A 24,645-nucleotide genomic window follows, 5' to 3' on the forward strand; every position below is an offset into this window, starting at 1 on the left:
TATCCAAACCATAGGTGCTTAAATTTCATGACTGAACAACGTGATGATTTCGATCCTAAAGCTTATAACCCTGAGTTTGAGCGTCACTTTCTTGCGCCAAAATATTGGGGAACATGGTTAGGTGTAGTGCTTTCTTTACCGCTTGCGATATTGCCTTTAAGAGCTCAACAATGGCTTGCAAAAACCATCGCAAAAAAGCTGGCGAAATCCCACAAAGGGCCTGCTCATCGTGCTCGTGTGAACTTTGAATTATGCTTTCCTGAAAAGACTTTCGCAGAACGTGAAGCCCTTATTGAGAAAACCCTTTATACAGCAGCCCTATTCTTTTTCCGCTTTAGTTTACTCAGCTTACGTTCACCAAAGTGGTTACAGCAACGTTGTCAGATCCGTGGCCTTGATATTTTGCAACAACACATCGACAACAATGAAAACGTCATCCTAATGGTGCCCCACTCTTGGGCAATCGACATTCCTGCAATTTTGCTGGCTTCGATGGGTATGCCCGTCTCTGCAATGGCAAAAAAACAGAAAAATGAAGTAGCGGACTGGTTGATGCACAGACAACGCGTGCAATATGGTGGTCGAGTCTATGAGCGCTCCGGTGGCATTAAGCCTTTCTTAAAATCGATTCGCGATGGCTACATCGGTTACTACCTACCGGATCAAGATCACGGCCCGGAGCACAGTGTGTTTGTCGACTTTTTCGCGACAAGAAAAGCAACGTTGCCGGGTTTAGGTAAAATAGCTAAGTTATCACGTGCGAAAGTGTTACCTATGTTCGCTTCCATGAATACCGAAGATGGGTCATTTGATATTGAGATCCTACCTGCATTTGAGCTAGACCAAGGTGAAGAACAAGATGCACGTACCTGCAATCAAGCCATTGAGTATTTTGTAGAAAGTAAACCTGAACAATACATGTGGGTATTACAACTGCTGCACTCTCAAGAAGATCGCAATAACTATTACCATCTCTTTAAACAGAGATACACTACTGACTGGCAAGTAGATAAATGAAAAAAATCTTAATTATCGGCCCATCTTGGGTGGGGGATATGGTGATGTCACAATCACTGTACATCGTGTTAAAGCAACTTCATCCAGAAAGCCAAATTGATGTAATTGCACCAGGTTGGTGTAAACCAATTCTTGAGCGCATGCCAGAGATCCACCAAGCCATTGAAATGCCTATTGGTCATGGTGAGTTCAACTTATTGGGTCGTCGAGAAATTGGTAAATCATTACAAGAAAAACAGTACGACCACGCCTACATCCTGCCGAAGTCTGCAAAGTCAGCGCTGATTCCTTGGTTTGCTGATATCCCACTTCGCACTGGTTGGAAAGGTGAAATGCGTTACGGTCTGCTCAATGACTTGCGTCCAAACATGAAATCGTTCCAGTTCATGGTTGAACGTTATGTGGCACTTGCGTACGCCGAAGCCGAGATGATCGATTCCTCTTCTTTAGGCGGTCTAAAGACCCTACCTCGCCCAAGTCTGTTTATTGATAAAAAAGAACAACACGCCACTATCGACAAATTTAATCTAGACCAAAACGCCCCTGTTGTTGGTTTGTGTCCAGGAGCAGAGTTTGGTCCAGCCAAGAAATGGCCGGAAGTGCACTATGCAGAAGTCGCGACTCAAATGGCAAAATCTGGGCATCAAATCTGGTTATTCGGATCACAAAAAGATCTCGAGACCTGCAACAACATCAAAATGCTTGTCCCACAAGAATACCTGCACCAAATTCATGTTTTGGCTGGGCAAACAAGCCTGATTGAAGCGGTCGATCTTCTAGCCGCATGCCAAACTGTAGTGGCTAATGACTCAGGCCTAATGCATGTAGCCGCGGCTGTTGGATGTAACGTTGTGGCTGTATATGGTTCAACATCACCGAAATACACCCCGCCACTGGCAGAAAAAGTCGAAATTGTTCATACCGACATTGACTGCCGTCCATGCTTTAAACGCGAGTGTCAGTTTAAACACTTAAAGTGTTTGACGGAGTTATCGCCAAAGCAAGTTCTTAACAGTATCCAAAAACTTGAAGCGATTACCGTAAGCCCATGTTAATTCGTATTATCTATACATTACTGTTAGCACTTGCCTCACCAATTTTGTTGTTTGGCTTGTACAAAAGCAAACCAAACAAGCCTAAATTTGGCAAACGCTGGAAAGAGCACTTTGGCTTTACGCCGAAGTTAGAATCGACTGAACGACCAATTTGGATACACGCGGTATCAGTCGGTGAGAGTATTGCGGCAATACCTCTGATCAAAGCTTTGAAAGAGAAAAGACCAGAGCAACCGATCCTCGTCACGACGACGACAAGTACTGGCGCAGAGCAAATTGCCAAATTAGGCGACTTGATTGAACATCGCTATATGCCGATTGACTTCGCTTTTGCAGTTAAAGGCTTTTTAAAGGCGAGCCAACCAAAGCAAATGTTAATCATTGAAACTGAGCTTTGGCCAAATACGTTAAACGAAGTCCATAAAGCAGATATTCCAATCAGCGTGGTAAATGCTCGCCTTTCTGAAAAATCATGTAAGAACTACGCCAAAGTTCAGCCCCTGTTTAACCTATTCATCCCTTGTCTAGATAAAGTACTTTGTCAGACCGAATCAGATGCCGAACGTTTTGAGCATTTAGGTATTAGCAAAGAAAGACTAGAAGTTACAGGTTCGATTAAATTTGATATTCAGATCTCACAGGACGTAAGAGAAAAAGCTAAAGCACTTCGTACTGAGCTTGGCCACGACCGCCCTGTTTGGATTGCTGCCAGCACTCACAAGGGCGAAGATGAGCAAGTTCTTGAAGCGCATAGACAAGTTCTAGTGTCACACCCTGATGCACTATTGGTGCTTGTTCCTCGCCATCCTGAACGTTTCGACAACGTATTTGAACTTTGCCAAAAGCAAGGGTTCAACACCGTTCGGAGAACAAGCCAAACCGAAGTAACGGAATCGACTCAAGTTTACCTTGGGGACACAATGGGAGAAATGCTCACTCTTATTGGTGCCACGGATGTTTGTTTTATGGGTGGAAGTCTAGCTGGAGACAAAATTGGTGGGCATAATGTGTTGGAGCCTGCAGCGCTTGGTGTGCCGGTAATCACTGGGCCAAGTTATTACAATTTCAAAGAGATTGTCGACTTACTCGTAGCGCATTCACTGTGTGAAGTGGGCGATAACATTAAAGATATCACTAATAAACTATCTCAACATTTTATTTCAGAAGTACCAAGCGACACAGAAAAATTTCAGAAGTCCAAATTTTTATCCAACTACACGAACATTGCAAATAGACTCGCAACTCTTATTTTAGAATAAATAAATGAAAAAAATTATCACGTATAAAAGAATACGCTCTGATTATAGTAACGTATGTTATGTAAACTCTATCTTTGCTCTATTTCTTTACCTCTATATTAATAAAGGTAGCAAAAATACCGTTTTTGTCAGCCACGTCGACTTTGAAGCACTTCTTAAAAACAGTCAGTTGGATAATGTCATTATTGTTAACACTAAACTCAATGGCAATTGGGATTCTTTGCTATATAAACTTGGCCTATTAAAGTATGACGTTACTGAGTTTATCCAAGGCAAGACTTTCTTCGGACATGACCATATCACTTATGCTTTTCTTTTCGACTTTAAAAATGGCTCTATACTTGAGGATGGCATAGGTAACTATAATGGCCAAATACCTATACTTAAAAGATTTAAGCGCGCAATAAAAGGCCGTGTTATATCTCCTCTTGGTTATGACAAGAAAATACAGCACGTCTATTTATCAAAACCCGAACAAGCCGACCCTCTATTATGTAATAAAGTAGTACCATTCACAATACCTGATTTTCTTGCCTATACTAGATCATACGGTTTAGCGCTAGTTTTTGAACAATTTACATTAGAATTGAACAATAAGAATATTTTGTTCACACAGCCAATTAGTGAGGCAGCCATTGTTTCTGAGATTGAAAAGGTTCAAGTATATCGAGAGATTATAGAAAAATATAAGATAAACATGATCAAACCTCACCCTCGTGATTACACGGATTACTCTTTATATTTTGAGTGTGATATTATTGACAAGTATATACCTGCAGAAGCTATGATATGCCCTAATGGAGAAAATATAAGTTTATTCACTCTTAACTCCACTTCTCTTTTTAATCTAAAAGAAGTTAATAGTAATATAGATATTCATATTCTATTATCAGATCTGCATAAAGATTTATATGATTGGAAATTAGGTAATTACAACTTCTAAAACTACCGAAGTACTATTAAACAAGTTGGATTAACCTCATATTCCAACTTGTTTATATTATTCATACCCTTAAGGATTATTCGTTTTTCAACATATCCCACGACAATGCCATACCCTTTGAGAGGTTTATTTTGGCACTCATACCAATCACATCATCCAAATATTTTGGTGCTAAACCAAAACCTGGACGAATACTGCGGACATGCTCTTCCGTGACTCGTTCACCAGCTTGAATATCTTTCACTATGTATAAAGAGCGGCGAAATTTCACATTGCCTTTTTCGGCTTCGCTCCGTTCATAGCTAACATGCCCAAGAGCCTGCCACGCTGTTTTTGCATCTTGGCACAATGCTTTTAACTCTTGCGGTTCAAGAGAAAAGCTATCATCAGCGCCGCCCCCGTTACGATCCATTGTGACATGTTTTTCGATTAAACAAGCGCCAATTGCCACTGATGCGACTGCTGTTGCGTTATCAATTGTATGATCCGATAGACCAGACAATACATCAAAACGCTCTGCAATATCGGCTATCGTTCTTAGATTGTATTGCTCTGCAGGAGCAGGGTAGCCACTGACACAATGAAGAACGACTAATTCCTGACAGCCATTATCTTTCGCTGTTTTAATTGCCTCAGCGATTTCTTCTTCATTGGCCATACCCGTTGAGATAATCATTGGCTTACCGGTCTGAGCAACACGTTTAATAAGCGGTAGATCAATCACTTCAAAAGATGCGATTTTGTAAGCTGGAGCGTCAAGCTCTTCCAAAAGTTCAACAGCCGTAAAATCAAATGGAGAACTGAAGATAGTAATACCAAGCTCTTTCGCCTTTTCAAACAATGGCTTGTGCCACTCCCATGGCATATGAGCACCCTTGTACAATTCATACAAAGTCTGGCCATCCCATAGACCCCCATGAATTTGAAACTCTTCCGAGTCACAATCTATTGTGATGGTTTCATGGGTATAAGTTTGTAATTTAATCGCATCCGCACCCGCTTTTTTCGCTTCTTCCATAATTTGGAAAGCACGGTTGATATCACCATTATGATTCGCGGAAAGCTCTGCAATAATATATGGAGGGTGATCCGGTCCGATTTTGCGGCCGTCAATGGTTATATATGGCTTCATTTTTGCCTCAATCAAATGGTTGTCGGATATAAGTTTCTTGATCAACTTGTTGATAACAAGCTTTTTTGAATAATCGTTGAGATGCAACATTTGCTTTCAATACCGTTGCATGCAACGTGACATCAGGGTGAATCGCATCAATTGCATTTAGCGCTTGAAGTGCAATTCCCTTCCCATAACTTTTAGGATCAACAAATATAGAAACAAGGTAATGCCCTGCTTTTACTCTATCTAAACGTACAGCAGCAACTTTACTTCTATCTGTTCGATCAACGACCATATAAAAGTAATCAGAAGTCGACTTTAGCTTTCTCAGCATCCAAGCCTGATGTTCATCCCAAGTAGGAATAGTTGGGCTCAGTGCATATTTTCTGGTCTCTGGGTGACTTTGCCACTCGTAGATAAGTGCGATATCGTCTTGAGATGCATATTGCAAAGACACACCATCGCGCTTTTTGCTAATTAATTGCTCTATTTCAAAAATAACTCGACGAACTCCTCGTCCATCACAAAGAGCAAGGTTAGCCTCTCTAAATTGAGACCATTCCTCGATCACTTTCAGAAAAGCACCATGCAACGTCGATGGAATATCTTTGATATCAACATGGATAGCCGCATTATGCTTTACGAGCTGCTCACAAATAAGTTGTTGGTTTTCGGCAAGAGGGACAATAATATTTGGCAATCCAAGACAAGCCCTTTCCCAACTTGTAGTTCCTGGTGCTCCGATCGCAATATCATGCTCTAGCATTACACTCGCCATATCAGAAACAAATTCTTGATGTCGAACATTGGGTTGCGTTAAACACCATGCATTCACCTGCTGAAAATGAGGCGCTCTAGGGGACAACAAAACGGTAAAGTCGGCATTAATATGACAACAAAGACTCTCTAAAACTTTCAGTGTCGCATTTGGTGCATCAATCCCCCCCATAGAGACAAGCACTTTAAGGGGCGCATCAGATAGTTGTCTAGAAAGAGCGGCTTCTCGCTTATTAGAAAAATCCATTCGCAACAGCGCATACTCACTGCCAACGAGAGCCTCGGTATTGGACGAAGCGTAATCAACTTCACTTCGCCCTAAAGTTTGATCTAGAACTAAATCAGCTCTATGGCATCGTCCTAAATCATCGATAGCAAGTAAGCAACAATCTAGTACTGCAACAATTTTTTCTTGCCATTCAGCGCCAATAGCGTAATGGTCCGTAACAACAAGATCTGCCGCCTTGACCGCTGCTAAGAAGTCTTGTGCATCTTCTGTGACACTCTTTTGAAGCCAAGCCTCATAATCAGCGTCATGCTGTGGTGCGATGATACGTTGAGGCTTAGCAAGGGTGATAACATTAAATCCTCGCTCACGAATAAACGCCCGCATGTCCCCATCAAGCGGGGAGCAGGCAAACTCAATATCATACCCTTTTTGGCCTAACTCATCAGCAAGGACGAGACAACGCATCACATGACCGCTTCCGATCAATAAAGAGGCGTCAACTCGGAAAACAACTTTCATGGCTCAACCTATTTGTTACTTAGCTAGCTTTAGTACAGAAAACAAGGCTTCTGCCAACTCCCAATCTTCAGGAGTATCAATATCTTGAACTCGGTTACGAGGTAAAAGCACGGCTTTGCTGTGAGGGGAGAACATAGAAAGCCTTGCTAAAAATGCACTGGTTTTCCCCCAATAAAACTGACCAGCATCATGATAAGCTTCTTCTAGATCTTGCGATCTTACTTGTTCATTTTCAGGCGAAAACATCGAAACCGAGCCGAACTCGTCGAGTTTAATAGCACGCTGAATTGGGAATGGAAATGAGGTTGCACTAAAGACAAATTGTGCGCCAGTGTCTCGTAAAAGAGCATAACCTCGCTGTAAGTCCTCTGGTAATACAAACGGTGCCGTTGCATATAAACAGCAAACCGCTTCTACGTCCCAACCATCATTTTGACACCAATGGATAGCGTGAGCCATGACATCCATTGTTGTCGCGTAATCATCAGAAATCTCTGCCGGGCGTAGAAACGGTACTTCAGCACCATGAGCCCTAGCCACAGCTGCAATTTCTTCATCATCTGTTGAAACGATCACTTTATCGAAGCAGCCAGAGGCGATGGCTGCTTCAATAGAATAAGCAATCATAGGCTTACCATGAAACGCTTTGATATTTTTTCTCGGTATGCGCTTACTACCACCTCGAGCTGGAATAATCGCGACTTTCATTAGCGCCCCTGCAAAATTTCAGTAAGTACCTGAACAACCGTATCTTGCTGTGCTTCCGTCATGCAATGGAACATAGGAAGAGAAATCGCTTCACTGTAATAGCGCTCTGACTCAGGGAAATCCCCCACACTGAAACCCATTTTTTCATAATACGGTTGAGTGTGGACAGGGATGTAGTGCAAGTTCACGCCAATCCCCCTATATCTCAAGGCGTCAAACACCTCTTTGTGTGTCAAAGAGATTTGTTCTAACTGTAAACGGATCACATAAAGGTGAAGACCAGAGTAAGTATTCTCCAATTGATATGGCAATACCACTGGTAGGGACTTCAATAACTCATTGTAGCGATCAGCAAGGTGATGACGTGCTGCAATAAAGTCGTCTAAACGCTTCATCTGAGAAACACCCAATGCCGCTTGAAGCTCTGTCATGCGGTAGTTAAAACCCAAATCAATCTGTTGGTAGTACCAACCACCGTGGCTCTCGCCTTCCATTTGCTCAGGGTCTCGGGTGATACCATGGCTGCGAAGCAAAGCCATCTTGTCAGATAAGGCTTTTTGGTTAGTCATTACCGCACCACCTTCCGCTGTGGTTACAATTTTGACAGGATGGAAGCTAAATACCGTGATGTCAGAGTATTCACAATTCCCTATCGGTAAGCCCAGATATTTACCGCCAATAGCATGGGAAGCATCTTCAATTACTTTGAAGCCATACTCTTTTGCCAGTTTAGCAATCGCCGACATATCACACGGTTGGCCACACAGGTGTACCGGTACAACGACTTTAGGAAGTTTATCTTCAGCTTTCGCTTTGATGAGCTTTTCTTCTAGGCGTTGTGGGCACATGTTATAAGTGTCAGGGTCAATATCAACAAAATCGACCTGAGCACCGCAGTACAAACCACAGTTTGCTGATGCAACAAAAGTAATCGGAGAGGTCCAGAGCCAGTCTCCCTCTCCTAAACCAAGTGCAAGGCAGGCAATGTGCAACGCTGATGTCGCACTATTAACTGCTAGTGCATATTGAGCACCGGTATGATCAATAAGTGCTTGTTCAAACGCAGGGACTTGAGGCCCCTGAGTCAGAAAGTCTGAATTCAATACATCAACAACGCTATCAATATCTTGCTGATTAATGTCTTGCTTACCGTAAGGAATCACTGCTGTTCTCACACTGTAAAGTTTGGATCGACATGCTCTTTCACTAGAGCACGTAAACTTTCTACTGTTTCCCACTCTGTGTTCGTACCTGAGTTGTATTTGAAACCAAACGGTACTTTTTCAGCTTTGTGGTGTTCTAGATATTCTTGCTCTGTGTAAGTGAACGATACAGATGGCAGAATTGCGTAGTATTTACCTAAGTCAATAGTGTTCAATGAGTCAGTATCCGTGATCATTTCTTCGTGCAACTTTTCACCAGGGCGGATACCAACAACTTTAGTTTCACATTCAGGAGCAACCGCTTCTGCAATATCCAAAATTTTGTACGATGGAATTTTTGGTACAAAGATTTCACCGCCTAAATGGTTTTCTAGTGCGTACATCACCATGTTTACGCCATCTTGCAGTGAGATATTGAAACGCGTCATCTCGTCATGAGTAATAGGCAATACACCCTCAGTTCGCTTATTCAAGAAAAATGGAATAACAGAACCTCGGGAGCCCATTACATTGCCGTAACGAACAACACTGAAACGGATGTCTTTAGAGCCTTTAATATTGTTTGCGGCTGTAAATAGCTTATCTGACGCTAACTTTGTGGCACCGTAAAGGTTAATAGGGGCACAAGCTTTATCAGTAGATAGAGCAACCACATCTTTCACGCCACATTGTAGAGCTGCGTTAATGACGTTCTCCGCACCGGTGATGTTTGTGCGGATACACTCTGTTGGGTTGTATTCTGCTGTATCAACTTGTTTGATAGCTGCGGCATGAATAATTACATCAACCCCCTCACAAGCTTGGATCATTCGTTGCTGATCGCGAACATCGCCGATGAAGAAGCGCAATTGAGGGAAGTCTTTGGCTGGATACTGTTGCTTGAGTTCGAATTGCTTTAACTCATCTCGTGAAAAAATAATGATTTTTTTAACATCCTGGTAACGTTCCAGAATGGTTTTGATGAACTGTTTACCAAACGAACCGGTGCCGCCAGTGATTAAAATTGATTTATAATTCAACATAATATGCTCTTTTTCTGAATATAGAATCTAAGAAAGTCTAAAGACCTTGATTTTCCTAGATTTAATTGTATCTACTTTAGCACTTTTCTTTAAATGATGCTTTAAACTTGTTTAGCTATAAAGTTCAATCAACATATCCAACGATCTCTTTTCTTCTGCTTTAATTTTATTAGCATTACTTACTATATCAACGTCTCTTTCTAATTGGTCAATAAGTTGACTATAAGTTCTGTAGCGAATCAGATCGACAGACTGAGACTCACAAAAAAATTGATCATTATGGCTGTCACTGGCAACACAAACCACGCCTTGCCCCCACTTCATGAATTGTCTGGCCGTACTTGCACCACCACGAGGTTGAAGAACTAAGTGAGTATTAGACATAACTAAAGTTGTATATGACAAAGGAGAAAGCGAAGTAATTACAGAGAGGTCAACAACCTCTTTCTTAAATTTTCGTAAATAAAATAAGTAGAGTTCCAAAATAACGCGTTTTCGCCACTGTTGACTCGGCCACATAACAATAAATTTGTATTGTTTGTGAATTCCTCTCGAGACAAATTCACTAAGAAAAGATTTTATTTCCTTATAATTAAAAGCGTTGGGCTTAGAACCTAACATTATTCTTTTTACTTTATGAATTGACTCTAAATTAATAGCACTTTCTAATTTTTCCGAACAAAGTGTTGGTAAGGTGTCAAATATAACACCAGCATCAACAATCTTAATATCTGATCGTTCTAAGACTCTTTTCAACTTGTTTCGAAACGTAGTATCTAGAGCGATAAAATATTGTTGTCGGCCCAATACCCATACGTCGTTATCACTAATCAAAAGTTTCGCGTCTGGTTTGATGCATCCATATTTATCAATACATTTTAACCAACGTTCAACTTCATCATCCGTAATGAACATATAACACTTATTTTTAATATTAGAATCAATTTCCAATACTTCCTTTACATGCGAAGAATTGAGTGGACTCAATGAGAAATAGGTTATCGTTTTAGCATTAATGAATATTGAACGATCAACTTCGGAAAAATTTACATAATTAATATGACCAATTCTCTTGGGCTCTTTAACAAAGCTAGCGTTACTCTGAAAATATACAACGCATATTGACTCCGGTAGAATATTCGCCTTATATAGTAATGCATCCAAATATAGTGGTGAAAAAACTTCTGCACTAGATACCAAAAATACATGTTTAATATCATGAGATAACATAACTACTTTTCCACTTTGTCTAAAACAACTTTTATTGCTTTAATAACATCAGATTGCTCTTTATCTTCCATGTTGAAATAGAGAGGCAACCGAACCAACCTTTCACTTTCTCTTGTCGTATAATCGTCTTCTCCAATAAACTCACCGAACTCCTTTCCTGCTGGTGAAGAGTGTAAAGGAATATAATGAAATACTGACATGACTAGCTGTTTATTAAGTAAGTCAATAAATTGCATTCTTTGGTCTAAGTCTTTCAACTTTAGATAAAACATATGAGCATTATGCTGGCAATCAGATGGAATAGTAGGTAATTCGATACCATGAGTAGTGGTATATACACTCAACTCATCATAGTACTTATTCCAGAGTTGGATTCTTTTTTTATTAATTGCGTCTGCACTTTCTAATTGTGCCCATAGATATGCAGCTTGAATCTCACTCGGAAGTAAGCTGCTTCCTACATCAACCCAAGTGTATTTATCAACCATCCCTCTAAAGAACAAGCTGCGATTGGTGCCTTTCTCTCGAAGAATTTCCGCACGCTCAACAAAGGCTTTGTCATTAATAAGCAATAAGCCACCCTCGCCGCCAGAAGTATAGTTTTTAGTCTCATGAAAACTATACGCTGCTAAATGACCAATTGAACCTAGAGGTCTCCCTTTATAAGTTGACATTACCCCTTGAGCGGCATCCTCAACAACAAATAAACCATGCTTTTTCGCAATAGCCATAATTGTATCCATCTCGCAGGCAACCCCTGCATAGTGAACTGGCACAATAGCTTTAGTTTTCTTCGTGATCGCTGCTTCAATTTTGGTTTCATCAATGTTCATAGTGTCAGGACGAACATCAACAAAGACCGCTTTAGCCCCACGAAGCACAAACGCATTGGCTGTGCTTACAAAAGTATAACTTGGCATGATAACTTCATCACCAGGCTGAATATCTATTAGCAATGCAGCAAGCTCAAGTGCATGAGTACACGATGGGGTGAGTAGCGATTTTTGACAACCGGTTTGCTGTTCAAACCATGCCTGGCATCGATGACCAAATGCACCATCACCACTCAGTTTTCCACTACAAAGTGCCTGTTGAATAAATGTAGTCTCAGTACCCACGACTGGAGGCTTATTAAAAGGGATCATTCTTCGATTACCTTGCTCAGATAATTAATTATTGTATTTATTAATACGAACTTTTTTAAATCGTTCACTAACACCAGTATCTGTATTGAAATTAATCTTAGTCGGTACTTTATAGGTATCTAACTGAGCTCTGCAGCACTTACGGATTTGTTTTTTCAACTCTTTTAGATCTGTACCTGCACTAGGTGTAACATTAGCTACAACGGTTTGCCCTGTAATTGCATTCGCTGCCGCATAAACCACACAATCCTCGATACCATCAATACCAAGTAGTACTGACTCTACCTCACTCGGCAACACTTTTTCACCGCCGACATTAATGACTTCTTTTGCTCGACCGATAATTTTTAAGTAACCATCTTCCGACTGCTCGACCAAATCACCTGTTTGGAACCAGCCATCTTCAGAAAAGCTACTCATATCATGGTTCAAATAACCCATTATTTGCGTTTTACTGCGCAACCAAAGTTCATTATTGACGATCTTGTACTCTTGATTTGGGTCATCAAACTTAATTTCTAGACTGCTTGAAGAGCGGCTAGACGTTTGAGCAATTCCTGTTTCGCTCGTACCAAATGTTTGCAGCAACTTAACTCGAGGTAAGGTTGCTTTCAAACGCAGCAACAAGCTTTCAGGCATCGCTTCAGTGCCATATGTCACCATTCTTAGAGACTTAAGGTCGTAATGCTGATGTACATTAGCAATGAGCATCATATTTAAAAATGTTGGTGAGGCAGGAAGCAAATTGACTTTCTCACGCTCGATCAACATCGCGACATGTTCTGGCTCTCTCTTTTCTGGGATAACAATTTTAGCGCCCATCGAAAGAGAATTGAGTAACGTATTTAACCCCCCAATGTGGTCAAACATCAGAAATACCATAATAGACAATGACTTCGGTCGTTTATCTACATAAGTAGCCAGCAATACATCTAAATTATGGATCATTGCTTTAGGCTCACCAGTACTGCCGCTACTAAAGAGAACCAAACCCGACTGCTCGCGAAATATCAAATCCAGTATCAATTGATGACGATTAGCTGTATCTTGCTCAAACTGCTCAAAAGCAATGCCTGTTGACTTACGTAGGTTAATCACCACGTCAGGCTTTATCACAGCAATTCGTTTTTCAACTTCTTCCTGGTTCTCACTCACAATCGGGACAATGATGCACTTCTTCTTCACTAGAGCAAAAAATAAAGAAATAGCATCAAATGAATAATCACTAACAATGCAAACGACTTGGCTTTGAGTAATTTGTTTTAGGTCATTCCCAAAGCGCTTAATATTCTGATTGAGATCACTGTAACTGTGTTGTTCAGAGTTGAAGCTCAAGGCGACTTCATCAGAATAACCTGACAGCTTATCTAAATATTCCATTATTTGAACACCCCTCCCAAGTAGATCACCTGACCAGTAATAAATTCACTTCTTGGTGAGATGAAAAAATCAACGACATTAATGACATCGTCTTCTTTCCCAAGTCGTTTGATTGCTTGGCTTTCAATAAGCTCTTCAATCTTCTTTTTTGGCACGGCTTTGATCAAGTCTGTTGGTACTGGGGTTGGACCAACAGCATTAACTCGAATACCGTAAGGAGACAGCTCCTTAGCTGATATTTTGGTCAATGATTCTACTGCCGCTTTACTTGCTGCGTAGATCGCCTCACCCTCAAGATCTAATGGTACAGCGACCGTTGAATAATTAACGATAGACCCCGATTTTTGTTTCATCATTAATTTTGCTATTTCTCTAGAAAACAAAAAGGTACCAAACACATTGGTTGCCATCACCTTCTCAGCACTACTCAAAGGCGTTGTCAGAAAATGGTTCATCGCTGCCATGCCTGCGTTGTTCACCAATACATCAACAGTACGAAATTGCTTTCTCACACTTCTCACCATGGAAACAACCGCCTTTTCATCGGTTACATCCAATTCAAAATGATGGTAACGCTCATGTTCAACGCTGCTTTCCTGACGGCTACAACCAATGACGGTATGCCCCTGTGCCAGATAATGCTCTGCTAATGCTTTACCCAGACCTTTTCTAGAACCTGTAATAACAATATTCAACGGCATAATTTAGTTTCTACTCTTCTACCAACTGTGCAATATACTTCGCCAGCGTTTCAACATTTCGGAAAGGAGAGGTCACTTGACTCATGGCCTTTTCATCTGCCAACGTGACATCAACGTCAAAATCATCACTAATCTTCTCTTCAAGTTCAGTGATCAAGAATACGATACCCACACTGTCTAGAACGCCGCTTGCACCAAACAGTTTTGTTTTTTCATGAGCTTCAACTAAAGCCTCATTATCTTCATCCTCACCCATTTCATGCAGAGTGGACAAAACTAGCTCAATATACTTTTCCATCTATAACTACCTACTCATTACAACCAAGAGATACACCACCATCAACGACCATATCGATGCCAGTGATCCACTTTGCTTTATCTGACAATAAAAACAATGCAGCATCAGCTACATAACCAACATTACCTAACCCTAGCGGGTAGAGTTTTTCTAGTTTTTCAAAGTACTCGGGCTCATAAATATTCTGTGTCAAATCAGTCTTAATCAATCCAGGAGAAATACTGTTGACTCGAGTTAGCATAGGTGCAAACTCTTTAGCTAAAGATTTAACCGCACCGATCAGCCCAGCTTTAGACGCACCATAGTTAACTAAACCACTTGTTCCGATAGTTGCAGCCACTGAAGCAATAAAGATGATGCTAGCTCCACTTTCGTCAATAACTTTTCTCTGAGCTAACCCTCTTGCTACCGCTAGGGATGAGAATAGGTTGAGGTTGAATACCTCTATCATTTGCTCATAGGTATTAAAGCGATTTGGCATAACTTTAGATAATCCAGCAGCGCATACAACGCCAGAAAAACACCCATAAGTTGTAGCGAGCTCTTTCATCCACTTCGGAATATCATCTATTTGCTCAGAGAGATCCCTAGAGTGAAAAAAGAATCTATTAGGGTATCGTTCTATAAGAACCTTAACATCGATCTTTTCACTTCTAGCAACACCAATAACACGATGACCTTCTGCCAATAGCTGTTGACAAATCGCTAATCCAATACCCGAACTTGCACCTGTGACTAAATACAATTTTGACACGATACTGCCTTATAAACCGGCTAGAGCCATCAAATCAGACACAGTTTCAATGTTTTTAAGTTCAGCGTTGGTGATATTCTTTGAAAACTCAATATCAAACATCGAAATCACACCCAAATGAGCCATCGAATCCCATTCTTCAAGCTCTTTGAGATTTGTCGATTCATTAATTGCGTCTTCTAGCTGAAGAACATCTGTTAGCTCTTCAAGAAATTGCTCTTTATTCATTTTTTCTCTCTCTTTTATAACACTACGACTTCAGACACGTATGCATTGTTTAATGACAGCACCGCGCTTGCCCAAGACAAGCCGACACCAAAACCAGAGAGTACAACATCATTCACAGATACCACCTTTCCACCTAAAGTATGAGAGATGGCGCAAGGAATAGATGCACTACTTTGATTTCCGTATAAACTCACAATATCACTTGGCGCTTTATCTTTAGGCGCTTTAATCCGTCTAACAATGTTTGAAATTATGTACTGATTTGCCTGATGGAAAAATAAGTAATCAATATCATTCATTGATTTCCCACTAAACTCGAGAATGTCAGTAATGGCTTGAGGCTCAGTTTTGATTGCAAAATTAAATACTTCACCACCATTCATGAACAAATCATTTAAACTGCGACAATTCCCCTCTTCATCAACACTCTCTTGTTGTGTGTCATTGGAAAATGGGGTTCTAAACCCACCAGCAGGCTGAATAATATGATGACTACCCTCACCGTCCGTATGCAAACTAAAATAACTATTCGACTCTTCTGATGAAACTGAAACTAATGTTGCCGAGCCTGCATCACCAAACAATGGCGCGGTCGAACGATCTTTAGGGTTTACACAACGGCTCAAGGTATCTCCAGCTAAGACAAGAACGTTGTTGCAGCTACCTGTCTGTACCATCATGTGAGCAAGCCAAAGACCATAAACATAACCAGAGCAACCAAGAGACACATCAAAGGCCGCAGCCGAGGTGCTTAAACCTAATTTCCCGTGAACAATTGCTGCATTTGAAGGTTGAAAATGGTCAGGTGTTTGAGTTACAAAAATCACGCCATCAATAAGCGATTTATCAACCTCAAGATCACCAAGCAATTTATGCACCGCAGCCATACAAAGATCTAGGCTCGTCGTTCCATCAGACACTACATGACGCTTGTCTAAGCCAATTGCTTTTTTGATTCGAGCGATTTGCTTTTCATTCCCACCGTATAAATGAACTTCATCATCTATACATTTAACCTCGGAAGGAACTGCAGTAGCTAACCCTCGAACTTTGGCTCTACTAAAGCTTACAGTTGCCATTTTTTCTCCTAACCTAATACTCTTTTCATTACACTGTATCGCTCTTCAAAAGACGATTTAGTTAACGTTGCATAAGTCACACCATCTGTTACATGATCGACTTTGAACCCTAAGCCATGGTTAAAGCGAATGGCACGCTTATTGTCATTGCGAATTCGAGCTTTTATGTAAGCAACACCACAAGAAGTAAAAGCCCAGTTATATATTGAACAGATGGCTTTAATTGGAGTCAGACTATTCAACTTCCCTTCTTCCGCAGAAAAAATGCCCCCCTCTGCGCAGCAAACACCTGATTCGTCAGTTTCAAGATTGACATTACAACAACCATACTCTCCAGCTTCATCGGTAATAATGAAGTAAAATTTTTGGCTACCTTTAAGCCTCGCAAACCACTCTCTCTGCTGATTTTCTGAAATATCTTCTTGATAAAGCATAAAACGACGTACAAATTCACTATTTCGCCACTTTCGTAGCATTTCTAGATGAGATTCGTCTAGTGGCGTCAACGTGACTCCGTGTTCAATTAGAATGATTGGATTAAGTTGTTTCATGTTTACTTCTTAATAAGCTGTTTAAGTAGCGACCATAGTCATTTTTTAACATTGGAGAAGATAAACGAAGAACCTCCTCTGAACTTAGCCACCCATTGCGCCATGCGATCTCTTCCAGACATGCGACTTTCAAGCCTTGAACATTCTCAATGGTCTGAACAAATGAAGATGCTTCATGCAGACTCTCGTGTGTACCTGTATCTAACCAAGCAAAACCTCGACCTAGTAGCTGAACATTGAGGTTGCCTTGTTCGAGGTACATCTGATTCAAAGAGGAGATTTCTAATTCTCCTCGCTCTGATGGCTGCACTTGTTTTGCCAATTTAACGACTTGATTATCATAAAAATACAAGCCTGTAACCGCGTAGTTAGACTTAGGCACCGTTGGTTTTTCTTCAATCGAGATTGCATGCATATCAGCATCAAATTCTACTACGCCAAAACGCTCTGGGTCTTTGACTTGATATCCAAACACGGTGGCGCCTTGGTTCATATTCGCGGCTTGCTGTAATATTGGTGTGAATCCCTGCCCATAGAAAATATTATCTCCAAGTACTAAACAAACCGAATCGTCACCAATGAATTCTTCACCAATAATAAACGCTTGTGCTAGGCCATCTGGGCTAGGTTGAATGGCATACTCCAACTCAATACCAAAATCAGATCCATCACCTAACAAACGTTGGAAGCTATCTTGGTCTTCAGGCGTCGTAATGATGAGGATCTCTCGAATACCCGCTAGCATAAGTACCGACAGCGGGTAGTAGATCATTGGCTTATCGTAAACGGGCAATAACTGCTTCGATACGCCTCGTGTGATCGGGTAGAGACGAGTGCCTGAACCACCAGCAAGAATAATACCTTTCATTATTCACCTGCTCCGAGTCTTTCTAAACTGTATGAACCATCCAAAACACGTTGCCACCATTGTGGGTTGTTTAAATACCATTCAACCGTTTTTCGAATACCACTTTCAAACGTTTCTTCTGGCGTCCAGTTAAGCTCTTGAGCAATCTTTGTTGCATCAATGGCATAGCGAACATCATGACCAGGCCTGTCTTTCACGTAGGTAATCAAAGATTCGTATGAGTTGACACCTGCAGGTTTGTTTGGTCGAAACTCTTCAAGTAACGAACAGATTGTTTTCACTACGTCAATGTTCGCTTTTTCGTTGTGGCCACCAATGTTGTAAGTTTCACCGATTTCACCCTCAGTCACGACTTTATAAAGCGCGCGGGCATGATCTTCAACGAACAACCAATCTCGGATTTGCATACCATCGCCATAAACAGGCAACGGTTTGCCATCTAACGCATTAAGGATCATCAGAGGGATTAACTTCTCTGGGAAATGGTAAGGCCCATAGTTATTCGAACAATTGGTAACAACGGTTGGTAATCCGTAAGTTCGCTGCCAAGCTCGAACTAAATGATCGCTAGATGCTTTTGAAGCGGAATAAGGGCTGCTTGGTGCATAGGATGTCGTTTCAGTAAAGAGATCATCCGTACCCTCTAAATCTCCGTAGACCTCGTCTGTCGAAATATGATGGAAACGAAAAGCAGATTTACCGACCTCATCCAGTGTTAACCAGTATTGGCGAGCCGCTTCTAATAAGTGGTAGGTACCCATCACATTGGTTTCAATAAAAGCGGCTGGGCCATCAATCGAGCGATCAACGTGCGATTCAGCAGCCAAATGCATGACAGCATCAGGTTTATGCTCAGCAAAAACGCGATCTAGCTCGTTGCGGTCACAGATGTCAACGTGTTCGAAATGGTAACGGCTGTGGCTCGACACCTCAATTAATGACTCTAAGTTACCAGCGTAAGTCAACTTGTCTAAGTTAATAACGGTATCTTGTGTATCACGAATGATGTGCCTAATGACTGCAGAGCCAATAAAGCCAGCACCGCCTGTTACTAGTATTTTCATTTAGGACGCTACCTGAAGAAGTTAAAGTCATGCTTTTAAAAATAGGCACAACATTTTAATTAATTATAGTTAAGAGTACGTTGATTCTGAGCCTTTCAATCGATGACGCATGTAACGACTGTTCCAAAAGTACGAGTCCACATTACCTTACTGCATCTTACTGCTGATGGTGTTACTCGTAAGCACCTTTTAGGCTCACAAAATCTTTTTCACACCAATGAATTTGTCTCTTTTGAAGTTCTTTCAAAAACGAACGCTTAAGCCTATCGAGGTTATGTTTTTTCCAATCACCGGAAGTTTCTTGACGGCACTTATCAAAATCAATGATCCAAACTTTATCTTGGTCATCAATTAGAATGTTATGGATGTTTAAATCCGTATGATTAACGTTCGCCTGATGCATCTTGGCAATCTCTTGCCCTATTTTCTGATACATAGCACTTGGCAATGGTTTTTCTTGCAAGATACTGACCAAGTCTCTGGCATTGGGGATCCGTTCGCTCAACAAATCCGCTTGATATGTTAACCCTGACTTAACGGCTCTTGCTGCAATTGGTCGCGGCACATTCACGCCAGCATCAATTAGACGTTGAAGTAAACGGAACTCTTGCGCACTGCGTGTTTGCTCCCATCCAGCGAACCAATAGTGATCGTTCACGAGCTTGCCAAACAAGCCACCTCGACGATAATGACGCAGCGCCGCCTGCATGCCATCAATTTGCATACCCTCGACTTGCATACTCTCGAGTTGCACAAACCACGTGGTTCCTCGCCCCTTGGCACTCCCCACGACTCGGTTTTGAGATTGCCAATAATTGGCATCAAAAATCGCCAGTGTTGGGTCACTAATGAATTCATCGTCAAACCAAATGACGCTATTATCAGCTTGATAAATTTTAATCACATTGATCCTCAACGTCTTGACTTAACGCAGGTAAACACCACCAAGAATATACAACCAGGTAAACGCAGCGAAACCTAAGGCCACCATAACGGCTGCAGAACCGATATCTTTAGCTCGTCCGCTGAGTTCGTGATGCTCAGTGCCAATTCTATCAACAACCGCTTCTATCGCCGAGTTGATAAGTTCCACAATCAATACCAAAACCACAGCCCCAAGCATCAAAATTCGCTCAACGATAGTCACATCGAAAAAACACACTAAGCCAATCGCAATTGCTAGCAACACCAGTTCTTGCCTAATTGCCGCTTCATGTTTAAATGCCGCTTTTAACCCTTTCCAAGAATAACCTGTGGCCTTAATGATTCGTGTTAAACCGGTATTACCTGGCTTACCTGAAGTTTGAGAATGATGTGATTGCGTCTTTGACATTGCGAATATGCCCGTTACTGCTAAGTATAGAAGCGATGTATTTTACATTTATTGGGGATGTCTGCATAATTTAGCTGCATCTATTTACTCGATCAGACTATAACTATGCTCACTTCTCCCCCATCTTCGCTCTGTATATTGCGCTTATCTGCCATTGGTGATGTTTGTAACACCATCGCTACTGTGCAGGCGATCCAAAAACAATGGCCTGAGGCTCACATTACGTGGATCACAGGAAAGCTAGAGGCTCAGTTACTCAAAGCTATTGACGGCGTCGAAGTCATTGTCTTTGATAAAAAAGCTGGCTTAAACGGCTACAAGGCATTATGGAAGCAATTGAAAGGCCGTGAGTTTGACGCCTTGTTACACATGCAATATGCCATTCGAGCAAGCTTGGCCACATTAGGCATCAAAGCCAAATACAAACTTGGTTTTTCCTCTGATCGCAGCCAAGATTTTCAAACGCTGTTTACCAATGTCAAAGTGCCCTCACCAAAATCATTACACGTTGCTGATGGCTTAATGGCATTTGCACATCAAATTGGGGTCCCTAAGTCTGAGCTGACTTGGTCACTTTCCTATTCAGAGCAAGACAAAACGTGGGCAGCGCAAGAGATCGCTACCAACAAACCTAACTTACTGATTGTTCCAGGCGCAAGCAAAGCATACAAAAACTGGAATGCAGATGGCTACGTTGACGTCATCAATCACGCGCGTGAAAAAGGGTGGAATGTCATCCTTGCAGGCAGTCCAGCGAAAGTAGAAGTCGACTTAGCCGATGACATTCAGAGCAAACTCAGCAAGCCCTGCTTAAACTTGGTTGGAAAGAGCTCAATCTTGCAGATGTTAGCCCTCATCGATGAGGTGGAAATGGTGATTGCACCAGATACTGGCCCAGCACACATGGCCAGTGCGATGAATACACCGATTATTGGTTTATATGCGCACCATAACCCTGTCCGTGTCGGCCCATATCACTATTTAAAGTATGCGGTATCGGTATACGAAGAATCGATTTTTGCTGAAACTGGAAAAACAAGCCAAGAGTTAAATTGGCGCACGCGAGCCAAAGATGAAAAAGCAATGGATCGCATTTCGAGTGAAAGCGTTATCAGCATGTTTGATCGCATCTTAGAAGACTTGTATCCACAATACCAATAGACCTTATCCGTACAGATTGCCTAAAAAGGAAAACACCTTGTCTAAACCTACTTTAGCCGTTGCCTTAATCGTAAAAAATGAAGAGAAGCACCTCAAAGCTTGCTTAGATACCGTAAAAGATTGGGTCGATGAAATTGTTATTTTGGACTCAGGCAGTACTGACCGCACCGAAGAGATTGCACTTCAGTACACAGACAAGTTTTATACCAACCTAAACTGGCCGGGGTTTGGTAAGCAGCGCCAACTGGCTCAAAACTATGTGGCATCGGATTTTGTACTTTGGTTAGATGCGGATGAGCAGGTCACTCCCGAATTAAAAGAGAGCATCTTAAAAGCGGTATCAGAAGATGCGCCAAATACCTTGTATAAGGTAAATCGTCTTAGTGCAGCCTTTGGTAAGTTTATTTACCATTCGGGTTGGTCTCCAGATTGGATTGTCCGTTTATATCGCACTCGTTACACGCAATACAATGATGCTCTCGTGCATGAAAAAGTAGAAGATAAAAGCTTTGCAACCAAAAAGCTTGATGGTCGTTTACATCACCATACCTATGAAAACTTGCATCATTATATCAGCAAGACGACGGGCTACATAAAAGCTTGGACCGACGAGCGAGAGGGGAAGAAAAAGTCAGGACTGAGCACTGCAATCATTCATGCGTTAGCCAGCTTTCTAAAAATGTACATTCTTAAACGCGGTTTTTTGGATGGTAAACATGGCTTCATATTGGCGTGGTTAAGCATGCACTCTACCTTTGTAAAATACATCGACTTATACTTACGTGAACAGGCAAAAAAATAATGAAACGACGTTAATTATTACCACTTATAACTGGAAAGAAGCACTAAAGTCTGTGTTAGAAAGCGTCAAACGCCAAACCGTTTTGCCTGACGAAGTGATAGTGGCCGATGATGGATCTCGCGATGACACCAAAGCAATGATTGAGCAAATGCGTGAGGGGTTTCCAGTTCCACTGCTGCATAGTTGGCATGAAGACAATGGCTTCCAACTGTCGATGAGTCGTAACCGTGCTATCGCAAAAGCTTCTGGTGATTACCTTATCATGATCGATGGCGACATGGTGCTATCTCAAACCTTTATCGAATCTCATAAACAGGTCGCAAAACCAAATTGGTTTGTTCAAGGTGGCCGAGTTTTAACCGATGAAAACTGTAGCCGTGACATTATGAACAATGGTTTGGTGCCATCCATTTTTAGCAAAGGGCTCCGTAACCGTAAAAACTGTATTACCAACTCATTATTATCTAAGTGGTTCTCCTATGAGCGCAACAATGATAAAGCAACTCGAGGCTGTAATATGGCGTTTTGGAAAAGTGATGTGGTCGAAGTCAACGGCTTCAACCAAGACTTTGTTGGCTGGGGACGAGAAGACAGCGAATTTGTTCACCGCATGCTTAACTCAGGAAAATCTCGCCTTTATCTGAAGTTCGCAGGTGTCGGTTACCACCTTTACCATATAGAAAACTCGCGAGCATCACTTGGCCAAAATGATGAGATTTTGGAAAACACCATTAATAACAAACTCAAGCGTTGTGAAAATGGCGTCAACCAATTTATCCCTGGAGATAGCTGTGAACAATAAAGTCATATACCCTGGAACATTCGATCCGATTACTAATGGTCACTTAGACTTAGTTGAACGAACTGCAAAGATGTTCGACTCTGTAACCATCGGCGTTGCTGCAAGCCCATCTAAGAAAACCATGTTCTCTTTAAATGAACGAGTAAATCTCGTTCAACAATGTTGCTCTCACTTAAATAATGTTTCTGTAGTTGGCTTTAGCGGCCTACTTGTAGACTTCGCCAAAGAACAACAAGCGCATGTACTCATAAGAGGGTTGCGCACAACCATGGACTTTGAATACGAGTTTGGCTTAACAACCATGTATCGAAAGCTATTACCTGGTTTAGAAAGTATTTTTTTGACCCCATCAGAAGAGTTTGCTTTCTTGTCATCAACGATTGTTAGAGAAGTAGCGATCCATGGTGGATGCGTAAAACAATTCGTTCCAGAACCAATAAACAACGCAATCCTAAATAAGCTGAAATCATGAAAAAGTTAAAGTACTACTTAAGCAATGGACTTCTGGCTTACCTTCCCTCTTCTTTTTTTCGTTATTCAGCCAACAAACTTTTGAGCCAACAAAATCAGTATGATGGGGAGTACCTCCGTGAGCGCGTAGATTACTATAATAAGCATAGCGCTAGTTTTGACCTCACAGAGCAAGATCTTACTCAGGTTAAAAATTTCAAAAAAACTGGAGGCAGCGCTTATTACTATGACTTACTAAAAGTCATTAAGTGCTTCCCTAGACATGCCGCATTTAAGTACGTAAACGGTGATGTAATTGATGTCCCGCTAGAGCCCAGCTTTTTAAAAAGTCGACCAATTGGCGGAGATAACGCAAATTCAGTTCTGCTAAAACTTAACGCTGTTAGACATTACTTTTTCGTTGAAAGTGATAAGTCATATTTAGAAAAAAAAGACATGATTGTCTGGCGTGGCACTGGCTTTAGACCCAATCGAAGAATTCTGCTTTCCTCTCATTACCATAACCCACGTTGTAATGTTGGTCGTGTAGATACACAAGACAAAGATCCTGAACAGCTTAGTTACGTCACTCCATCAATGAGTATTTCAGAGCAACTGGAATACAAATTCATTCTCAGTTTAGAAGGTATGGATGTTGCCACGAATCTCAAGTGGATTATGTCGTCCAACTCTCTTTGTTTTACGCCGAAACTACGCTATGAAACATGGTTTATGGAAGGAAAACTAAAAGCGGGAGTACACTTTGTGGAAGTCAAAGATGACTTCTCTGATCTTGATGAAAAAATGGATTACTACTTAGCTCATCCAGAAAAAGCACAAGCAATCATTGAAAATGCACACCAATGGGTTGAGCAATTTAAAGATCAAAAACGCGAACGCTTAATCAGTTTAATGGTAGCAAACAAATATTTTACCCATGCTAAAACAACAAAGGTTACCTAAAATATTTGGTAACCTTCTAGCAACATT

General features: G+C 41.3%; 27 protein-coding genes. 9 read left to right on the forward strand and 18 right to left on the reverse strand.

Going from position 1 to position 24,645, the window contains the following annotated elements:
- The first annotated feature begins 27 nt into the window (after window positions 1-27).
- Genes lpxM through KHN78_RS06665 form a run of 4 tightly spaced genes read left to right on the forward strand, consistent with a single transcriptional unit; the run spans window position 28 to window position 4,274 of the window.
- Window positions 28-1,017: a lauroyl-Kdo(2)-lipid IV(A) myristoyltransferase gene (gene lpxM / locus KHN78_RS06650; RefSeq protein ID WP_211915543.1), complete on the forward strand. Its 990-nt coding sequence runs from the start codon at window positions 28-30 to the stop codon at window positions 1,015-1,017.
- Window positions 1,014-2,072: a lipopolysaccharide heptosyltransferase II gene (gene waaF, locus KHN78_RS06655; RefSeq protein ID WP_211915544.1), complete on the forward strand. Its 1,059-nt coding sequence runs from the start codon at window positions 1,014-1,016 to the stop codon at window positions 2,070-2,072. Before lpxM ends, waaF begins: the two co-directional genes overlap by 4 nt.
- On the forward strand, window positions 2,066-3,331 hold the full coding sequence (gene waaA / locus KHN78_RS06660; protein WP_211915545.1) for a lipid IV(A) 3-deoxy-D-manno-octulosonic acid transferase: 1,266 nt from the start codon (window positions 2,066-2,068) through the stop codon (window positions 3,329-3,331). Before waaF ends, waaA begins: the two co-directional genes overlap by 7 nt.
- Window positions 3,332-3,335: 4 nt before the next feature.
- Window positions 3,336-4,274 carry a glycosyltransferase family 52 gene (locus KHN78_RS06665; protein ID WP_211915546.1) on the forward strand — a complete coding sequence of 313 codons (939 nt, stop codon included), beginning with the start codon at window positions 3,336-3,338 and terminating at the stop codon, window positions 4,272-4,274.
- A 76-nt stretch (window positions 4,275-4,350) separates the two neighbouring features.
- Here KHN78_RS06665 and pseI read toward each other — a convergent pair whose 3' ends face one another.
- The 18 genes from pseI to KHN78_RS06755 all read right to left on the reverse strand — a co-directional run bounded on the left by pseI (window position 4,351) and on the right by KHN78_RS06755 (window position 20,440).
- On the reverse strand, window positions 4,351-5,406 hold the full coding sequence (pseI, locus tag KHN78_RS06670; protein ID WP_211915547.1) for a pseudaminic acid synthase: 1,056 nt from the start codon (window positions 5,404-5,406) through the stop codon (window positions 4,351-4,353).
- 7 nt (window positions 5,407-5,413) lie between these two features.
- Window positions 5,414-6,916 (reverse strand): UDP-2,4-diacetamido-2,4,6-trideoxy-beta-L-altropyranose hydrolase, encoded by a 1,503-nt coding sequence (pseG, locus tag KHN78_RS06675; protein WP_211915548.1) that lies wholly within the window; start codon window positions 6,914-6,916, stop codon window positions 5,414-5,416.
- Window positions 6,917-6,931: 15 nt separating this feature from the next.
- The gene (gene pseF, locus KHN78_RS06680) at window positions 6,932-7,624 is read right to left on the reverse strand and encodes a pseudaminic acid cytidylyltransferase (RefSeq protein WP_211915549.1); all 693 of its coding nucleotides are present in this window, start codon (window positions 7,622-7,624) and stop codon (window positions 6,932-6,934) included.
- Window positions 7,624-8,799, reverse strand: coding sequence for a UDP-4-amino-4,6-dideoxy-N-acetyl-beta-L-altrosamine transaminase (gene pseC, locus KHN78_RS06685; RefSeq protein WP_211915550.1), 1,176 nt, complete (start codon window positions 8,797-8,799; stop codon window positions 7,624-7,626). The genes pseF and pseC overlap by 1 nt, the downstream gene beginning before the upstream one ends.
- Entirely contained in the window at window positions 8,796-9,809 is a 1,014-nt protein-coding gene (gene pseB / locus KHN78_RS06690; protein WP_211915551.1) for a UDP-N-acetylglucosamine 4,6-dehydratase (inverting), read from the reverse strand. The genes pseC and pseB overlap by 4 nt, the downstream gene beginning before the upstream one ends.
- A 111-nt stretch (window positions 9,810-9,920) precedes the next feature.
- A complete protein-coding gene (locus KHN78_RS06695) occupies window positions 9,921-11,039 on the reverse strand; it encodes a hypothetical protein (protein WP_211915552.1) in 1,119 nt (372 codons plus the stop codon).
- A 2-nt stretch (window positions 11,040-11,041) separates the two neighbouring features.
- Complete coding sequence (rffA, locus tag KHN78_RS06700; protein WP_211915553.1) at window positions 11,042-12,184, reverse strand: dTDP-4-amino-4,6-dideoxygalactose transaminase; 1,143 nt, start codon at window positions 12,182-12,184, stop codon at window positions 11,042-11,044.
- 24 nt (window positions 12,185-12,208) lie between these two features.
- Window positions 12,209-13,564 (reverse strand): ANL family adenylate-forming protein, encoded by a 1,356-nt coding sequence (locus KHN78_RS06705; protein ID WP_223917773.1) that lies wholly within the window; start codon window positions 13,562-13,564, stop codon window positions 12,209-12,211.
- Window positions 13,564-14,265, reverse strand: a complete 702-nt coding sequence (locus KHN78_RS06710; protein ID WP_211915554.1) for an SDR family NAD(P)-dependent oxidoreductase — start codon at window positions 14,263-14,265, stop codon at window positions 13,564-13,566. Before KHN78_RS06710 ends, KHN78_RS06705 begins: the two co-directional genes overlap by 1 nt.
- A 10-nt stretch (window positions 14,266-14,275) precedes the next feature.
- Window positions 14,276-14,563, reverse strand: coding sequence for a hypothetical protein (locus KHN78_RS06715; protein ID WP_128811926.1), 288 nt, complete (start codon window positions 14,561-14,563; stop codon window positions 14,276-14,278).
- A 10-nt stretch (window positions 14,564-14,573) separates the two neighbouring features.
- Window positions 14,574-15,317 carry an SDR family NAD(P)-dependent oxidoreductase gene (locus KHN78_RS06720; protein ID WP_211915555.1) on the reverse strand — a complete coding sequence of 248 codons (744 nt, stop codon included), beginning with the start codon at window positions 15,315-15,317 and terminating at the stop codon, window positions 14,574-14,576.
- Window positions 15,318-15,326: 9 nt separating this feature from the next.
- Window positions 15,327-15,545 (reverse strand): acyl carrier protein, encoded by a 219-nt coding sequence (locus tag KHN78_RS06725; protein ID WP_128811930.1) that lies wholly within the window; start codon window positions 15,543-15,545, stop codon window positions 15,327-15,329.
- A 14-nt stretch (window positions 15,546-15,559) separates the two neighbouring features.
- Window positions 15,560-16,624, reverse strand: a complete 1,065-nt coding sequence (locus KHN78_RS06730; RefSeq protein ID WP_211915556.1) for a 3-oxoacyl-ACP synthase III family protein — start codon at window positions 16,622-16,624, stop codon at window positions 15,560-15,562.
- A gap of 8 nt (window positions 16,625-16,632) precedes the next feature.
- Entirely contained in the window at window positions 16,633-17,175 is a 543-nt protein-coding gene (locus KHN78_RS06735) for a GNAT family N-acetyltransferase (RefSeq protein WP_211915557.1), read from the reverse strand.
- Window positions 17,162-18,043 (reverse strand): glucose-1-phosphate thymidylyltransferase RfbA, encoded by an 882-nt coding sequence (gene rfbA / locus KHN78_RS06740; protein WP_211915558.1) that lies wholly within the window; start codon window positions 18,041-18,043, stop codon window positions 17,162-17,164. Before rfbA ends, KHN78_RS06735 begins: the two co-directional genes overlap by 14 nt.
- A complete protein-coding gene (gene rfbB / locus KHN78_RS06745; RefSeq protein ID WP_211915559.1) occupies window positions 18,043-19,107 on the reverse strand; it encodes a dTDP-glucose 4,6-dehydratase in 1,065 nt (354 codons plus the stop codon). Before rfbB ends, rfbA begins: the two co-directional genes overlap by 1 nt.
- Window positions 19,108-19,279: 172 nt before the next feature.
- Entirely contained in the window at window positions 19,280-20,011 is a 732-nt protein-coding gene (locus KHN78_RS06750; RefSeq protein WP_211915560.1) for a 3-deoxy-D-manno-octulosonic acid kinase, read from the reverse strand.
- Between the two features lie 21 nt (window positions 20,012-20,032).
- Entirely contained in the window at window positions 20,033-20,440 is a 408-nt protein-coding gene (locus KHN78_RS06755) for a diacylglycerol kinase (protein WP_128811944.1), read from the reverse strand.
- A 105-nt stretch (window positions 20,441-20,545) separates the two neighbouring features.
- Between KHN78_RS06755 and KHN78_RS06760 the strand changes: the two genes are divergently transcribed.
- Genes KHN78_RS06760 through KHN78_RS06780 form a run of 5 tightly spaced genes read left to right on the forward strand, consistent with a single transcriptional unit; the run spans window position 20,546 to window position 24,618 of the window.
- Window positions 20,546-21,601: a glycosyltransferase family 9 protein gene (locus KHN78_RS06760; RefSeq protein ID WP_211915561.1), complete on the forward strand. Its 1,056-nt coding sequence runs from the start codon at window positions 20,546-20,548 to the stop codon at window positions 21,599-21,601.
- A gap of 37 nt (window positions 21,602-21,638) precedes the next feature.
- A complete protein-coding gene (locus KHN78_RS06765) occupies window positions 21,639-22,403 on the forward strand; it encodes a glycosyltransferase family 2 protein (protein WP_211915562.1) in 765 nt (254 codons plus the stop codon).
- The gene (locus KHN78_RS06770; RefSeq protein WP_211915563.1) at window positions 22,384-23,205 is read left to right on the forward strand and encodes a glycosyltransferase family 2 protein; all 822 of its coding nucleotides are present in this window, start codon (window positions 22,384-22,386) and stop codon (window positions 23,203-23,205) included. Before KHN78_RS06765 ends, KHN78_RS06770 begins: the two co-directional genes overlap by 20 nt.
- Entirely contained in the window at window positions 23,195-23,677 is a 483-nt protein-coding gene (coaD, locus tag KHN78_RS06775) for a pantetheine-phosphate adenylyltransferase (protein ID WP_211915564.1), read from the forward strand. The genes KHN78_RS06770 and coaD overlap by 11 nt, the downstream gene beginning before the upstream one ends.
- Window positions 23,674-24,618, forward strand: a complete 945-nt coding sequence (locus tag KHN78_RS06780; RefSeq protein ID WP_211915565.1) for a glycosyl transferase family 90 — start codon at window positions 23,674-23,676, stop codon at window positions 24,616-24,618. Before coaD ends, KHN78_RS06780 begins: the two co-directional genes overlap by 4 nt.
- Window positions 24,619-24,645: the final 27 nt, after the last annotated feature.

It is taken from the genome of Vibrio sp. B1REV9 (assembly GCF_905175395.2).
In the GTDB taxonomy this organism is placed as follows: Bacteria; Pseudomonadota; Gammaproteobacteria; order Enterobacterales; family Vibrionaceae; genus Vibrio; species Vibrio alfacsensis.

Coding starts and splice junctions, on each gene's coding strand:
- lpxM (WP_211915543.1), top strand. CDS start 28: ATGACTGAACAACGTGATGATTTCGATCCTAAAGCTTATAACCCTGAG.
- waaF (WP_211915544.1), top strand. CDS start 1,014: ATGAAAAAAATCTTAATTATCGGCCCATCTTGGGTGGGGGATATGGTG.
- waaA (WP_211915545.1), top strand. CDS start 2,066: ATGTTAATTCGTATTATCTATACATTACTGTTAGCACTTGCCTCACCA.
- KHN78_RS06665 (WP_211915546.1), top strand. CDS start 3,336: ATGAAAAAAATTATCACGTATAAAAGAATACGCTCTGATTATAGTAAC.
- pseI (WP_211915547.1), bottom strand. CDS start 5,406: ATGAAGCCATATATAACCATTGACGGCCGCAAAATCGGACCGGATCAC.
- pseG (WP_211915548.1), bottom strand. CDS start 6,916: ATGAAAGTTGTTTTCCGAGTTGACGCCTCTTTATTGATCGGAAGCGGT.
- pseF (WP_211915549.1), bottom strand. CDS start 7,624: ATGAAAGTCGCGATTATTCCAGCTCGAGGTGGTAGTAAGCGCATACCG.
- pseB (WP_211915551.1), bottom strand. CDS start 9,809: ATGTTGAATTATAAATCAATTTTAATCACTGGCGGCACCGGTTCGTTT.
- KHN78_RS06695 (WP_211915552.1), bottom strand. CDS start 11,039: ATGTTATCTCATGATATTAAACATGTATTTTTGGTATCTAGTGCAGAA.
- rffA (WP_211915553.1), bottom strand. CDS start 12,184: ATGATCCCTTTTAATAAGCCTCCAGTCGTGGGTACTGAGACTACATTT.
- KHN78_RS06705 (WP_223917773.1), bottom strand. CDS start 13,564: ATGGAATATTTAGATAAGCTGTCAGGTTATTCTGATGAAGTCGCCTTG.
- KHN78_RS06710 (WP_211915554.1), bottom strand. CDS start 14,265: ATGCCGTTGAATATTGTTATTACAGGTTCTAGAAAAGGTCTGGGTAAA.
- KHN78_RS06715 (WP_128811926.1), bottom strand. CDS start 14,563: ATGGAAAAGTATATTGAGCTAGTTTTGTCCACTCTGCATGAAATGGGT.
- KHN78_RS06725 (WP_128811930.1), bottom strand. CDS start 15,545: ATGAATAAAGAGCAATTTCTTGAAGAGCTAACAGATGTTCTTCAGCTA.
- KHN78_RS06730 (WP_211915556.1), bottom strand. CDS start 16,624: ATGGCAACTGTAAGCTTTAGTAGAGCCAAAGTTCGAGGGTTAGCTACT.
- KHN78_RS06735 (WP_211915557.1), bottom strand. CDS start 17,175: ATGAAACAACTTAATCCAATCATTCTAATTGAACACGGAGTCACGTTG.
- rfbA (WP_211915558.1), bottom strand. CDS start 18,043: ATGAAAGGTATTATTCTTGCTGGTGGTTCAGGCACTCGTCTCTACCCG.
- rfbB (WP_211915559.1), bottom strand. CDS start 19,107: ATGAAAATACTAGTAACAGGCGGTGCTGGCTTTATTGGCTCTGCAGTC.
- KHN78_RS06755 (WP_128811944.1), bottom strand. CDS start 20,440: ATGTCAAAGACGCAATCACATCATTCTCAAACTTCAGGTAAGCCAGGT.
- KHN78_RS06760 (WP_211915561.1), top strand. CDS start 20,546: ATGCTCACTTCTCCCCCATCTTCGCTCTGTATATTGCGCTTATCTGCC.
- KHN78_RS06780 (WP_211915565.1), top strand. CDS start 23,674: ATGAAAAAGTTAAAGTACTACTTAAGCAATGGACTTCTGGCTTACCTT.